The 13,938-nt window shown below is 54.0% G+C and carries 13 protein-coding genes and 1 tRNA gene; 3 read left to right on the top strand and 11 right to left on the bottom strand.

The annotated features are described in order from the left end of the window. Positions 1 to 106: 106 nt before the first annotated feature. Positions 107 to 182, bottom strand: a tRNA-Ala gene (locus Q0796_RS08530). Between the two features lie 81 nt (positions 183 to 263). Continuing rightward, positions 264 to 1,673 carry a glutamate--tRNA ligase gene (gene gltX / locus Q0796_RS08525; RefSeq protein WP_298441963.1) on the bottom strand — a complete coding sequence of 470 codons (1,410 nt, stop codon included), beginning with the start codon at positions 1,671 to 1,673 and terminating at the stop codon, positions 264 to 266. Positions 1,674 to 1,824: 151 nt separating this feature from the next. Between gltX and Q0796_RS08520 the strand changes: the two genes are divergently transcribed. From Q0796_RS08520 to Q0796_RS08510, 3 genes are all read left to right on the top strand, one after another. After that, positions 1,825 to 2,052: a hypothetical protein gene (locus Q0796_RS08520; protein WP_298441962.1), complete on the top strand. Its 228-nt coding sequence runs from the start codon at positions 1,825 to 1,827 to the stop codon at positions 2,050 to 2,052. A 62-nt stretch (positions 2,053 to 2,114) separates the two neighbouring features. Next, complete coding sequence (locus Q0796_RS08515; protein ID WP_298441961.1) at positions 2,115 to 3,317, top strand: MFS transporter; 1,203 nt, start codon at positions 2,115 to 2,117, stop codon at positions 3,315 to 3,317. Positions 3,318 to 3,410: 93 nt separating this feature from the next. Continuing rightward, positions 3,411 to 4,286, top strand: a complete 876-nt coding sequence (locus Q0796_RS08510) for a LysR family transcriptional regulator (protein WP_298441960.1) — start codon at positions 3,411 to 3,413, stop codon at positions 4,284 to 4,286. 108 nt (positions 4,287 to 4,394) lie between these two features. Here the strand turns inward: Q0796_RS08510 and maiA are convergent, their stop codons facing one another. From maiA to Q0796_RS08465, 9 genes are all read right to left on the bottom strand, one after another. Beyond that, positions 4,395 to 5,036, bottom strand: a complete 642-nt coding sequence (maiA, locus tag Q0796_RS08505; protein WP_298441966.1) for a maleylacetoacetate isomerase — start codon at positions 5,034 to 5,036, stop codon at positions 4,395 to 4,397. Positions 5,037 to 5,039: 3 nt separating this feature from the next. After that, positions 5,040 to 6,026, bottom strand: a complete 987-nt coding sequence (locus tag Q0796_RS08500) for a fumarylacetoacetate hydrolase family protein (protein ID WP_298441959.1) — start codon at positions 6,024 to 6,026, stop codon at positions 5,040 to 5,042. A gap of 24 nt (positions 6,027 to 6,050) precedes the next feature. Continuing rightward, complete coding sequence (gene hppD, locus Q0796_RS08495) at positions 6,051 to 7,124, bottom strand: 4-hydroxyphenylpyruvate dioxygenase (protein ID WP_298441958.1); 1,074 nt, start codon at positions 7,122 to 7,124, stop codon at positions 6,051 to 6,053. A gap of 169 nt (positions 7,125 to 7,293) precedes the next feature. Continuing rightward, positions 7,294 to 8,844 (bottom strand): transcriptional regulator TyrR, encoded by a 1,551-nt coding sequence (gene tyrR / locus Q0796_RS08490; protein ID WP_298441957.1) that lies wholly within the window; start codon positions 8,842 to 8,844, stop codon positions 7,294 to 7,296. Between the two features lie 168 nt (positions 8,845 to 9,012). Beyond that, the gene (locus tag Q0796_RS08485; RefSeq protein ID WP_298441956.1) at positions 9,013 to 9,348 is read right to left on the bottom strand and encodes a 4a-hydroxytetrahydrobiopterin dehydratase; all 336 of its coding nucleotides are present in this window, start codon (positions 9,346 to 9,348) and stop codon (positions 9,013 to 9,015) included. Positions 9,349 to 9,357: 9 nt separating this feature from the next. Continuing rightward, complete coding sequence (gene phhA, locus Q0796_RS08480; RefSeq protein ID WP_298441955.1) at positions 9,358 to 10,149, bottom strand: phenylalanine 4-monooxygenase; 792 nt, start codon at positions 10,147 to 10,149, stop codon at positions 9,358 to 9,360. Further along, positions 10,146 to 11,363, bottom strand: coding sequence for an aminotransferase class I/II-fold pyridoxal phosphate-dependent enzyme (locus Q0796_RS08475; RefSeq protein ID WP_298441954.1), 1,218 nt, complete (start codon positions 11,361 to 11,363; stop codon positions 10,146 to 10,148). Before Q0796_RS08475 ends, phhA begins: the two co-directional genes overlap by 4 nt. A 120-nt stretch (positions 11,364 to 11,483) precedes the next feature. After that, a complete protein-coding gene (locus Q0796_RS08470) occupies positions 11,484 to 12,530 on the bottom strand; it encodes a TIGR01620 family protein (RefSeq protein WP_298441953.1) in 1,047 nt (348 codons plus the stop codon). Next, positions 12,527 to 13,915 carry a YcjX family protein gene (locus Q0796_RS08465; protein WP_298441951.1) on the bottom strand — a complete coding sequence of 463 codons (1,389 nt, stop codon included), beginning with the start codon at positions 13,913 to 13,915 and terminating at the stop codon, positions 12,527 to 12,529. The genes Q0796_RS08470 and Q0796_RS08465 overlap by 4 nt, the downstream gene beginning before the upstream one ends. Between the last annotated feature and the right edge of the window lie 23 nt (positions 13,916 to 13,938).

Below are 13,938 nucleotides of genomic sequence, written 5' to 3'. Positions count from 1 at the left end.
CCCCTAGGGGATTCGAACCCCTGTTACCGCCGTGAAAGGGCGGTGTCCTAGGCCTCTAGACGAAGGGGACCCCGGACATGCCGTTTTACTTCCGACATATAAGAAGTGGTGGAGCTACGCGGGATCGAACCGCGGACCTCTTGCATGCCATGCAAGCGCTCTCCCAGCTGAGCTATAGCCCCAAGCCTTGTTGCTCTTAAGAGGTTGTCCCCTTGAGTGCGAGCGCATTTTAGGAATACACCCCTAATGAGTCAACACGTTTTTTAGGAATTAGCTCTGTTTGCTACAAATTCAACCGCTTTGCCGATTCTCTCAACAGAACGTGATTGCCCAATCAGCAATATGGTTTGATCCAAGCTAGGAGACTGACCGGCACCGGTTACGGCAACACGCAGCGGCATGCCTACTTTACCCATACCCAGCTCTAATTCAGCCGCAGTATCCTGAATGCACTGGTGAATAGCCTCTGCAGTCCACTCGGTTAACGCCGCCAACTTGGTGCTCACCAGCTCCAGTGGCGCCTGTGCAACTGGGCGCAGGTGTTTCTTAGCAGCGTTCGCGTCAAACTCAGCAAAGTCTTCGTAGTAGTAGCGGCTGCTTTGAGCCAACTCTTTCAACGTGTGGCAACGCTCTGCCATTACGGGCACCAGATCAACCAAAGCAGGGCCGGCAGCCACATCGATGTTTTGCTCGTTAAAGTGCCACGCCAATTGCTCAGCAACGTAATCCGCCGACATGGTTTTCATGTAGTGCTGGTTTAGCCACAGCAGTTTATCGGTGTTAAACGCCGACGCCGATTTGCTGATGGCGTTCAGTGAGAACAGATCGATCATCTCTTGCTTAGAGAAGATCTCCTGATCGCCATTAGACCAACCTAAGCGCACCAAGTAGTTCAGCAGTGCTTCTGGCAAGTAACCGTCATCACGGTACTGCATGACGCTTACCGCGCCATGACGCTTAGAAAGCTTGGCACCGTCGTCGCCCAGAATCATTGATACGTGTGCGAACTCTGGCACTGGGGCACCCAAGGCCGTGTAAATATTGATTTGGCGTGGGGTGTTATTGATGTGGTCTTCACCGCGCACCACCTGAGTGATGCCCATGTCCCAATCATCAACCACCACACAGAAGTTGTAGGTTGGGCTGCCATCAGTACGGCGAATGATCAGATCGTCTAGCTCAGCATTCGCCACTTCAATGGCACCACGTACGTGGTCATCAAACGTCACCTTTCCCTCTTTCGGATTGCGGAAGCGGATAACAAACGGCGCATCAACGTCGTGTTCCGCGCCACCACGACACTTGCCGTCGTAGCGGGGCTTCTCGCCATCGGCCATCTGCTGCTCACGCAGGCCATCTAGGCGCTCGCGGCTGCAGTAGCATTTGTAGGCTTTGTCTTCAGCCAACAATTGGTCAATCAAACTGTTGTAGCGATCGAAACGCTTGGTCTGGTAGTAAGGACCCTCTTCCCAGTTCAGCCCCAACCAATCCATGCCTTCAATAATGGCGTCGATGGCTTCCTGAGTTGAGCGCTCCAGATCAGTATCTTCAATGCGCAATACAAATTGGCCACCTTGATTGCGGGCATACAGCCAAGAGTAAAGTGCGGTGCGAGCACCACCAACGTGCAAGAAGCCGGTTGGGCTAGGGGCGAAGCGAGTTTTTACGGTCATATTCGTCTCGAAAAACAATTCATGAAACAGGCCTGCGGCCATTTAAGCACGCTAGTTTAGCAGCCTAGTGGCACCGCACCAAAATAGATTCTCGCTAGCACCAAGGCTGATCTACGCTTTCGATAGCGTTCTCGAGTTGCAGGAGGATAGGATGACAGACAACATCTCGCAATCGGCGCCCTTAGCCAGCATCAGCAGCTACCTAAAACAAGTGAATGGATTAACCGACGCCCAAGCGGAACAGGAAGCACTGCAGGTCATCACCGACTTCGAGCGGATGCAGCGCCAAGGCTACATTCAAGGCTGGTACTTCGATGAACAAGGCCACTTAGCGTTGATCCCCACTGACGATGTGCTGTTGCGGCTGAATGAAAAATAGACAGGCGCGATAAACTCCGATAGTTTGTAAACAATAAAGTTTACAAACTAGAGTTGTCCCGCATGCAGCAAGCTCACAAAACCTTACTGGTCACCCTCGCCGTTTCATTGATCAGCGTATCTGGGATCGCCCTGCCCTACCCTATCTTGGCGCCACTGTTCATTGAACTGAACCACCCCATTGCCAACTTTGCGGGATTGCCACCCAAGTTACTGCTGGGGATCAGCCTAGCCATCTATCCGCTCGGGATCTTAATCGGCAGTAACATCATCGGTGCTTGGTCCGATCGGGTGGGCCGCAAGAAAGTCTTGACCTTAACCATGCTGGGCGCGGTATTGGGCTACCTGCTGTCCGCCTATGCCGTGTGGCAAGGCAGCTTCGCGCTGTTTTGCCTGAGTCGGCTATTCACCGGCTTGTTTGAAGGTAACCTTAGCGTCGCGAGAGCCATTGCGGCCGACTTGCACCCCACCATTGATCGTACCCGAGCGTTTTCTTGGCTTAGCTCAACCGCCTACGCAGGTTATCTGATTGGTCCACTGCTCGGTGGCTTCTTACTGCCATTCGGGGCAGAGCTGGCGTTTGCCATCGCCGCACTGGCCTGCCTGTTATCCGTCGTTATGATTGTCTTGATGCTGCCGGCCGATAAACCCAGCCACAGCGAAGGCAGCCCGCACAGCTTAGCGTTGCTCAGCAACCCCACCATTCGCCCCTTCTTCTTTATGTATCTGGCATTGATGCTGGCACTGAATGGGTTCTACGAATTTTATCCGGTGCTGCAAGTGGAAGCGCTGAAGTTCAACAGCATGCAAATCGCGTGGAGCACCGTTACCTTAACCACGGCGATGATTGCCGCCGCCACGCTTTTGGTGATGCCGATAAAACGCCAACTGGGGCTGGCCGCCAGCGCCTGCATATCAATGGCCATCTATGCTGCGGCCTTACTGGCCTTCACCTTCTGGCCCAGCTATTACCTGATCGCCTTTGTCTTCTGTGGCGCCAGCATTGCACTGTTCAACGCCATGTTACCCAGTTACCTCTCCGAGCTTGGTAACGATGGCGGCGGCCAAGGCCAGCTGATGGGGCTAATGACCACCACCTTTTGTTTAGGCAACGTCATTATGGCCATTGTCGGATCCTTACTGGCGCTGATTGATACCCGCCTGGCTTTAGCGAGCTCAGCACTGCTGGCTTTGCTGGCCAGCTACCAGTTTTTTATTCACCACTACCGGCGCAGCCACTGGCGTGATCAGATAGCAACACAGTGAAATTTCAAGTAATTAGTCGAATAAGCCATTGATCCTTACCCCTTTACTGGCATAGTAGCTTTACAGGTAGTCAGCAAAAAGAAGTGGGCAGATATGGATCTTCGTCAATTACGCAATTTCGTTATGGTGGCTGAGCACGCCAGCTTTACCCGTGCAGCCAAAGTTTTAGGAGTTGCCCAGCCCGCTGTCAGCACCGCCATTAAAAAGCTGGAGAAGGATCTCGGCTTGGTGTTGCTGCATCGGCAAGACAAGCGGGTGCAACTGACCGCCGAGGGCCGTGAACTGTTGCCCCACGCCCAAGCCATTTTGCAGCGGGTAGAGCAAGCCACCCAAGCGATGGCGCGACTGCGCGATCTCGATCGTGGCGAAGTGCGGATCGCCTTGCCGGGCATGATCGGTTCCTACTACTTTCCCGCGCTGCTGATGGCATTTCACCATCGCTACCCCGATCTCAAACTGTCGATGGTGGAAGCCGGCACCGGCGAGATCCGCGGCATGTTAGAGCGGGATGAAGTGGATATCGGCATCATTGCTGAAGATGGCGAATCCTTTGGACTGGAAACCGTGCCGCTGACCCGCGCTGAAATGGTTACTGCCGTTGGCTACGAACACCCACTCTCTTCTCAGGATGAGATCACTTGGGAAGAGTTTTTCCAGCACGAACTGGTGATGTTTAAACGGGGCTATTACCATCGCGAACTGGTGCATGAAATCGCCCAAAACGGCGGCTTTAAGCCAGAAATTGCCTTTGAGACTAACTTGATTGAGCTGATCCGCTCTATCGTGCGCCAAGGTTTTGCGATCACCACGGTGCTGAAAATGGTGGTGGACAGCGATCCCGAAATCAAAGCGCTGCCATTTAAAGAGCCAATCCACATGGATCTGCACGTTGGCTGGAAAAGCGGTCGCGCCCTAACCCAAGCGGATCGCACCTTCTTGGACTTCCTGATGGAACAGAAGAACGATTAACGTACCCGGCAGAAATTAACAAGGGCAGCCAATGGCTGCCCTTGTTATTGGGTTATCTGTTGTATGGGCTCATGCCTTAGCGAGTAAGCCTGCAACTCAATGCCACCGTTACAACACCGCATCCGGCTGCAATTCTGGCTGAGCCAACCCAAACGCTGGCAGAGTACGGCAGCGTTCCGTAATGCCGCGGATCAGCGGGTACTGCTGCAACGACACATTAAAGCGTTCCGCGTTGTACACCTGTGGAATTAAGCACAGATCCGCCATGGTGATCTGATCACCAAAGCAGTATAGCCCCGAGGTGTGCTGCAACTGTAGCTCTAACCCAGCAAACGCCTGCTCAATCCAGTGGCTGTACCATTTCGCTTTGGCGGCATCATCCACTTTTAGCTCGTTGCTGAGGTATTTCAGTACCCGCAAGTTATTGAGCGGATGACAATCCACCGCTATATTCTGCGATAACGCCCGCACCTGAGCGCGATCGAACGCGCGCTCTGGCAACAACGGTTTGTCTGGGTAGGCGTCATCCAGATACTCAATAATGGCCAGCGATTGATTCAAGATCCGATCACCATCCACTAAGGTCGGCACCAGTTTATTGGGGTTGAGCACCGTGTAACCGGGCAAAAATTGTTCGCCACCGGCATTAACCAGGTTAACGGAGATGTTCTCAAAGGCTAAGCCTTTGTGATGGCAAGCAATTCTTACTCGATACGCAGCGCTGGAACGCCAATACCCATACAGTTTGATCATTTACCCTTCCATATAGCCGACTAATTTCTGCTCAATCGATCCAAATATAGACTGTCCATCAGCAACCATTTCAATTTTAACGGAATCTCCGTATTGCATGAACGGCGTAGACGGCTTGCCATCGGCGATGATCTCCAACATCCGCTGCTCTGCTAAGCAAGAAGATCCGGCGCTGCGATCGTAGTTTGAAACCGTGCCCGAACCGATAACGCAACCCGCGCCCAACGGGCGCGTTTTCGCGGCATGAGCCACCAAGGTAGGGAAATTAAAGGTCATGTCGACGCCAGCGTTGGGCTGGCCAAACAGGCGGTCGTTTAGGTGGGTCATCAGCGGCAGGTGTACTTTGCCATCACGCCAATGTTCACCGAGTTCATCTGGGGTAACCGCCACCGGGGAAAAGGCGCTGGATGGCTTAGATTGGTAAAAACCAAACCCTTTCGCCAGCTCACCGGGGATCAAGTTACGCAATGAGACGTCGTTCACCAGCATCAACAGCTTAATGTGATCTGCGGCATCGGCATCGCTCACGCCCATGGCCACGTCGTCGGTGATAATGGCGATCTCAGATTCAAAATCCACGCCCCATTCGGTGCTGGCCATTTCGATGTCTTGCTTTGGTGCTAAGAACGTATCTGAGCCACCTTGGTACATCAGCGGATCGGTCCAGAAACTGGCTGGCATCTCGGCACCCCGTGCCTTTCGCACCAGCTCAACGTGATTGACGTAGGCGGAACCATCGGCCCACTGATACGCACGCGGCAGCGGTGACAAACAGCCGTGTTCGGTAAATGGCATCGCTTCGCTCAGCTCACCACCGTTCAACTGCTGAGACACCTGCTCCAATTTCGGGGCAATGTTGCTCCAATCATCCAACGCTTGCTGCAGGGTGGTAACGATATTGGCTACGCTCACCGCTTGGCTTAAATCGCGGCTAACGACCACCAGCTGCCCATCGCGGCTGCCGTTATGTAATGTTGCTAATTTCATCTATAACTTCCTTGAATAACCAGCTTAAATCACACCACGACGGATCTGATCTTCTTCAATTGATTCGAACAACGCCTTGAAGTTACCTTCGCCGAAGCCTTCATTACCTTTACGCTGAATGATCTCGAAGAACACTGGGCCGATCACGGTTTGAGTGAAGATCTGCAGCAAAATTCCATCTTTGGTTGGGGCGCCATCAACCAAGATCTGCAGTTCGCGCATGGCGTCTAAGTCTTCACCGTGACCAGCAACGCGTTCGTCCACTTTGCCGTAATAGGTGTCTGGGGTTGGCATAAATTCCATGCCACCAGCGCGCAGGTCGCGTACCGTTTGGTAGATGTTATCGGTGGTCAACGCAATGTGTTGAATGCCTTCGCCCTTGTACTCACGCAAGTACTCTTCAATCTGGCTCTTGTCGTCAGACGATTCATTGATTGGGATGCGAATTTTACCGCAAGGGCCGGTCATGGCGCGGCTAACCAAACCGGTTAGCTTGCCTTCAATATCAAAGTAACGGATCTCGCGGAAGTTACCGATGTTCTCGTAGAACCCAGCCCATTTATTCATGTTGCCTTGGAACACGTTGTGGGTCAGGTGATCGATCTCATACAGGCCGGTGTCTTTATCCGCCAAGCGCTGCTTGTAATCGTGGTAGAAGATGAAATCAACGTCGTAGATTGAGCGCTCGCCGTAGCGGTCAACAAAGTACAAGGTGGACTCGCCAATGCCCTGCACCGCAGGGATGTTCAGCTCCATTGGGCCAATGTTGCCCGCAAAGGCAGTGGCGCCATTGTCCAGTGCATGCTGAAACGCTTTGGCTGAATCCGCTACGCGCCATGCCATGCCACAGACACTTGGGCCGTGCAGCTGAGCAAATTCTGCCGCTTGAGAGTGCGGCTGTGCGTTGATGATGAAGTTGATGTCGCCTTGACGATATAACCACGCCTCTTTGCTGCGGTGTTTCGCCACTTCAGCAAAGCCTAAATGGCTGAACAGGTTTTTCAGGGCGTCAATGCCGGCTGAGTCTGGGGCGGTGTACTCAACGAACTCAAAACCGTTGGTGGCAAGTGGGTTCCAATCTGGGTTGGCTTGGGTCACAGGGGCTCTCCATAATCATTTGTGCGCGAGACATTCACGCCGATGACCTTGGTTTACCGCACTTTGCTTAGACAATAAACAACGTGACCCTGATCACGTTTTGGTTGTTATGCAAAAGGGTTGTCACCCTCTCTTTACAGACGGCAACAACCCCTTTTTTTTCATAAGCTTAGCTACTACTTCGCTGTTTCCCTATACGATACTCCCGCAGCTTGTTAGCAATGGCGGTGTGCGACACCCCAAGCTTACGAGCCAGCTGCCGAGTTGACGGATAAGCCGGGTAAAGTCGGCGCAACAGGTTGGCTTCAAACTGTTTCACCGCCTGATCCAAGCTGCCTTCAAATTCTTGGTCAAAGTAACCAAAGCCTTCGCTCCACGATGGCAACCGCAGCTGTTCTGGGGTTAATTCACCGCGTTCATCCGCCATCGACACCGCACGGAAAATGGCGTTTTTAAGCTGGCGGACGTTGCCCGGCCAAGCGTAATTCCGCATGTAGTCGCGGCAATCCGACGACAACTGGCGCAACGGGCTGGATAGCTGCTGGCTGTAGTGCTCCATAAACAGCTCTGCCAGCGGTACGATGTCGGCTTTGCGCTCTCGCAGCGGCGGCAAATGCAGATTCAGTACGTTAATGCGGTAGTACAGATCTTCACGGAACTCGCCCTTCTGGCAGAGCTCGGACAGGTCCTTTTGGCTGGCGCAGATAATGCGTATATCCACTTTAATTTCAGTGTCATCACCCACACGGCGGAAGTAGCCATCTTGAATCAACCGCAGCAATTTCACTTGCAACGCTGGGGTCATGTCGGCCACTTCATCCAAGAATACGGTGCCGCCATCGGCCTGTTCAATCACGCCGCGCTTAACCACTTCGCCGGGGCTGGCAGCCAGACCAAACAGTTCGCTTTCGGCCACATTGTCTGGCAAAGAGGCGCAGTTGATCACCACAAAGCCTTTATCACGGCGCAAACTGGCCTGATGGCAAGCTCGTGCCAATTGTTCTTTGCCGGTGCCGGTTTCCCCTAGGATCAGCAGCGGCGCTTCCAGCTGCGCCATTCGGGCGGCTTCATCCAACAGATGTTTCATGCGGTCGCTGTCGGCGATCATGGTTTCAAAGCCGCTGCTTTGCTTACGCAGGGCCTTAAACTGTTTGCCAACGCGGGCGGGGGATTTTAGTTGGATCATGGCACCCGCTAAGATGCTGGTGCCCTCTTCGTCAGGCAGATCAATCGGCAACATCTCGGCTAAGAACTGGCTGCCGTTAATGGTTACCTTGGTGGCTTGCGGTAATACCGTGTCGCCGGTTAGCCAGCGTTGGAACGAAAAACCGTGGATAAAGTTGCCCGCTGGCTGATCCAGTACTTCGTTTAATTCACTGCCCAATACGGCCAACGCCGACACATTCGCGGTGGCCAAGTTGCCTTTTAAATCGATGGATAGGATCGGATCAGGCAGGGTTTTCAGCAACACCTCCATGGCATAGTGCTCACGCTCTGAGGGCATGTAAGGCACAGTGCGCACATCGGTTACATTGGGAATTTTACGCAACATCGGCATCAGCTCTTGCAGCTGGTCAAATGATGGTGCGGGGATCTGCAAGTACACGTAGCCCTTGCTGCCCGCATCGATGGCGTTAATGTTAATGCTAAATTGTTCTAGCGCTTCCAGAATTTCCCGCGCCAAACCAACTCGGTCTTGGCAACTTACTCGCATCCGCATCAGCTCTTCCTTTTATTTTGATCTGTTTATTAAGAGCGGTCAGGCGGATAATACTGTAAAAATTGCTGTACATCATAGTGCTAAGTTGATCAAAAAAGTCGGCAATAATGCCGACTCCGTTTAAAACACCAAAAAAGCAATGGGATCTAGCCCGCCCTTACGGCGTTGTTACTGCTGCTGATCGGTCTTGGCCGCCATAATAAAATCGTTCTTATGCAGCCCAGAGATGGCGTGGGTCCACCAGGTTACGGTGACCTTGCCCCACTCCAGTAAAATGCCTGGATGATGAAACTCAGCTTCGGCTAATTCGGCCACTTTGTTGCTAAAGGCCCATGCCTGCTTGAAATTTTTGAATTTGTATACCCGTTCCAGCTGCATTACACCATCGCGCACAGGCACAGCCCAATCGGGCAGCTGACTCATCAGCTCTGCCAACTCTTGCTCGCTGACTTGGGGGGCGCCAGCTTGGCAAGCTTCACACTTCATCTGGTTTAACGTGGTCATCGGTTTTCCTTAACTTGCTTGTTGTTTGGGTGGGAACTGCGGTTCAAACAACCCCAGTTGTTGCGCCTGAGCGACAATGCTCATCAGATCCAGTTCAGCCAGTTCATACAACTGATCGATGTTATTCAGGGCGTAATAGATTGGCTGCATGATGTCGATGCGGTACGGCGTACGCATGGCATCGGCCACTTTCATTGGCTTTATCTGCGGTTTGTCTGACATGGCATACTGCGTTTCCCCCGGGCTAGACAAAATGCCGCCGCCGTAGATCCGTAGTCCCTGTTCGGTTTGCACCAAGCCAAACTCCACCGTAAACCAATACAGCCGTGCTAAGTACACCCGTTGCTTAGGCGTTGCTGCCAACCCAAGTTTGCCATAGGTGTGGGTAAAGTGGGCAAAGGCAGGGTTCGTTAGTAATGGGCAGTGGCCAAACACTTCGTGAAAAATATCGGGCTCTTGCAGGTAATCAAACTCTTCTTTGCTGCGAATAAAAGTGGCCACCGGAAACCGCTTGGTGGCCAGCAGTTCGAAGAAACGCTCGAATGATATCAACGCCGGCACCTGAGCCGTTTGCCAGCCGGTGGTGGCCAATAGCACCTTATCCACTTCCGCCAGCTGCGGGATCCTATCGCTAGGCAAGCCTAAAATATCAAGCCCATGCAGGTATTCATCGCAAGCACGGCCTGCAATCACGGCCATCTGTCGCTGGTATAACTCGGCCCAGATCTGATGTTCCTCGGCGGGGTAATCAATCACCCCATCTTGATTTGGTTGCCGCGCTAGGTACTTCGCTTGTTTCATTGCTGGGTCTCCTTAGCGAAACAGTGGCACAACGCCTGCTCCAGATCCGCCAGCAGATCGTCGCAATGCTCAAGGCCAATGGCCAAGCGCACCAAGTTATCACTGATCCCAGCCTTACGGCGGGTGTCGGGATCGTAACAGGCGTGGGTCATGGAAGCTGGGTGCTGCACTAAGGATTCGGGATCGCCCAAACTGACGGCGATGGTAAACAGCGATAACGAATCAACAAACGTTAAGGCGTCTTCGTAATCGCCATTAAGCTCTAACGCCATAACCCCACCACCGGCTTTCATCTGAGTGCCGATAAGGTGGTGGCCCATGTGGTTTTCCAAGCCGGGGTAATGCACAACCGCGACCGCGGGGTGGGCCTGTAAGTAACGCGCCACCGTTAAGGCGCTGGCACAATGCCGTTCCATTCGCAGCGCCAGGGTTTTCATGCCGCGCAAAATCAACCAGGCGTCATTTGGCGACAACACCGCCCCAAAGTCCTTGCGGATCTGGTTACGCATCACTTCCATTAACTCGCTGCGGCCACACACTAAGCCCGCAATCACATCACCGTGGCCATTTAAGTATTTGGTGGCGCTGTGCAACACGATGTCGACCCCATGGCTCAGTGGCTTTTGCAACAACGGCGTCATGAAGGTGTTATCCACCACAGTAAGCACTTGCTGCGCCTGCGCTATCGCCACAATGGCATCCAGATCGTACGCTTGCAGGTGGGGGTTTACTGGGGATTCCAGCAGCATCAATTTGGTGTTGGCTTTAATGGCCGCCGCCACTTGTTGGGGCTGGGCAAAATCCACTTCGGTTACTTCAATGCCATAACGCGGCAGCTGCTCGGTCGCAAGGGCGTGGCAGCAACCATACAGGCTGTCAGCCACGATAAGGTGATCCCCAGCGCTGAGCATGCCCAGCAACACAGCAGACACCGCCCCCATGCCACTGCCAAAGGCAACCGCATCTTCACTGCCTTCCAGCAGCGCAATGCGGCGTTCCAGTTCATTGGTGGTGGGGTTACCCAAGCGGGTGTAAATGGGGCCCGCCTGCTCACCAGCAAAGCGCGCGCCACCGGTGCGACAATCTTCAAACGCGAAGGTGGCGGTTTGCAGCAACGGCGTGGTTAAGGCACCGCTACTATCACGTACATGACCACCGTGGATCACGCAGGTTTCCGGGTGCATTTTGGTCTCCGGCTGCTTCGGTGCATCCATTGGGCTTCTCCCCTCATCAAGGCGCGGCGTTGTTTTAGTATGAATCGTGCCTACGCAACAATTCTCTAACATAAGACAACGCCAGCGGCTGAGAATCCCCTTTAGATAATCAGTCCCGTGCTAGTCCGTAAATTGTTCGTTACGTTGCTGCCGAGCTCGGGCGCTGTTAAGGGCATCGGCGCTGACGCTTTTTAACTCAGCAAGCAGCTTGCCTTGCACCTGCATTAAGCTCGGGCGGGACTCGGTTTGATAAGGCAACGGCCGACATTCCGCGCAGGCGGCATAACCCAACCGAGCCGTTAATAGCCCAGCCCCTAACCCTTGGGCAACCCGGGCTGACAACTTACCGGTCAGCTCGGCCGACAACATCTGGGTGCCAAGATCCAGCGCCACCTGCGAACCGCCAGCAAACAGCAGGTTATTAAGCATCTGCCGCAGCAAACGGATGCGGCTCCAATAACCCGGCTCAACCCCATAAATTCGAGCGATTTGATCCAGCATCGCTTGGTTGCGCCACAGCATCAGTGCCATGTCTAAGCTGGCCATTGGGCTTGCCGCCAACAACAAACTGGACTGCGCCGCGTACCGGTAAATGCAGCGCTGAGCAGCCTCATCTTGGCGCTGCAACACATTGCGCTCATACAGTTGCAGCTGCTCGACATCGTTGTGGTGAGGCTGACGACACGCCTGCCAATGGCTAACGGCATCGGCAAACGGCACCGGTGTGGTGGCGCTGATCTGATCCAGCAACCCTTGCGCTTCGCCGCTTTGGCTGCTGTCGCTGATGCGGATCCCCGCTTGACGCTGACGCTGGTTGCGTTTGAGCTGACGCAAACGGATAAACTCGCGCCAACACAGGCGCCCAAGCAGTGCGATGGCACCGGTAAACACGGCAGCATAGAGCCCGAACCAAATGGGGCCACGGAGCCACGCTTGCCAAAGCGTCCAACCGCTTTCTGCCACGATCAAAGCCAGCAGCGCCAACACAAAGACTCGCATCAACTTAGAGCGTTTCTCCGTTGGTGCAGCCACCACTTCGGCGTCGCTCTGGTGCTGTTCAAACTGCGCTTGCTGCCACTCTTGGGCTGGGGCTATCGGTTTGCTCGGCGGGGCGATATCGTCATTCGCTTGGGCGGAAAAATCTTGCGCCGCTTTTAATTTACTCATGTCAGTTTGTCCCCCAACATCCAATCAATCAGATGATCCATGCGCATGTGTGGCATCGGACCATCGCTGGTTAACCCACGGGGTGGCGCCAGCGGGGTGAAGTTAAACCCTTGCTGCTGCCAAAATTGCCCCTTGGGCAGCTGTTTTGGCACTTCGCCAGGAAAACGCAATAGCGGTTGATTGTTCATGTCGGTGCCACGGATCACCGCCACCGGCCCGCTGCCATCATCCACCTGTCCTTGCTCGCTAGCACGGATGGCGCTCAGCACCATGCTTTCCGATTTGGCTCCGCTAAAGCGCACTCGCTTGCCACTGGCCCCCATCAGCTGATCGGTCAAGGCCAGTAAATTGCTGTGCTGATCGATGCTGATGTGATCCGCTTTGCCTGCCACAAACAGTAATTTGTCGATTTGAGGCGACAACAAGCGCTTTAACAGCGAGCCAGGACCATAGTGAAAGCTTTGCAGCACCGCCTGTAAGGATTGGCTCATCTGCTCAACCTGAGCACGGCCATGATTCAGCGCCGCCAGCGAATCCACCAACACAATTTGCCGATCAAACTGAGCAAAGTGATTGCGATAAAACGGCTTCACGACCTGAGCTTTATACGCTTCAAAACGGCGTTCGAGCATCTGGGTTAATGCCGATTGCGGATCATGCTCGGCAGGATCTTGCGGATAGAACGCTAAAATCGGCGTACCGGCTAGATCCCCCGGCAGCAGCGCCCGTCCCGGCTGTAAGTAAGTAGCACCATGATCAAAACGCAGCCGCTGCAGCAACTGAGCATAGGCGTCAGCCACCTGCGCCACTTGGGCTTCATCCGCAACCGTTACGCTGCCGCTGTGTTGCCGCCACTCTTGGCTGGGTTCGGCCCAACAGGCTTGGCTTAACCACTGCCACTGCTGCTGGCACCAACGCTGGTAATCCAGCTCCAGTAGCGGCAGATCCAGCAGCCATTCACCGGGGTAATCCACCAGATCCAAGTACAGCGTAAAGTGATCGGCCAGCTGCCGTTTCAGCCCGCCTTGGGGCTCAAACCGAATCGCCAAACGGATCTCCGCTAACCCCTTGGTGGATTCCGGCCAGCAGGGGGGCTCGGCGGTTAATGACGCCATCGCGCCATCGTAATCAAACGGCAGCATGGTTAAATCCGGCTGGGGCTGGCGCTGCACTCCTAGGATCCGCCCTTGCGCCAACGCCTGCCACATGGGTAGCTGATTGGCCGTTGCATGAGTGAGCTGATGCACCAGCGAGGTGATCAGCGCGGTTTTACCCGCCCGAGACAACCCAGTAATGCCCACACGCAAATGCTGATCCAAACCGCGATAGGCGATCTGCTCTAACTGTTTTCCAAACCGCTTTAGGTGGGGCGTAACACTAACCATTACCGCATGATCCATTAACATAA

The organism is uncultured Ferrimonas sp., from assembly GCF_947489035.1.
Classification (GTDB): domain Bacteria; phylum Pseudomonadota; class Gammaproteobacteria; order Enterobacterales; family Shewanellaceae; genus Ferrimonas.
This window is presented reverse-complemented; position numbering and strand designations above follow the sequence as displayed.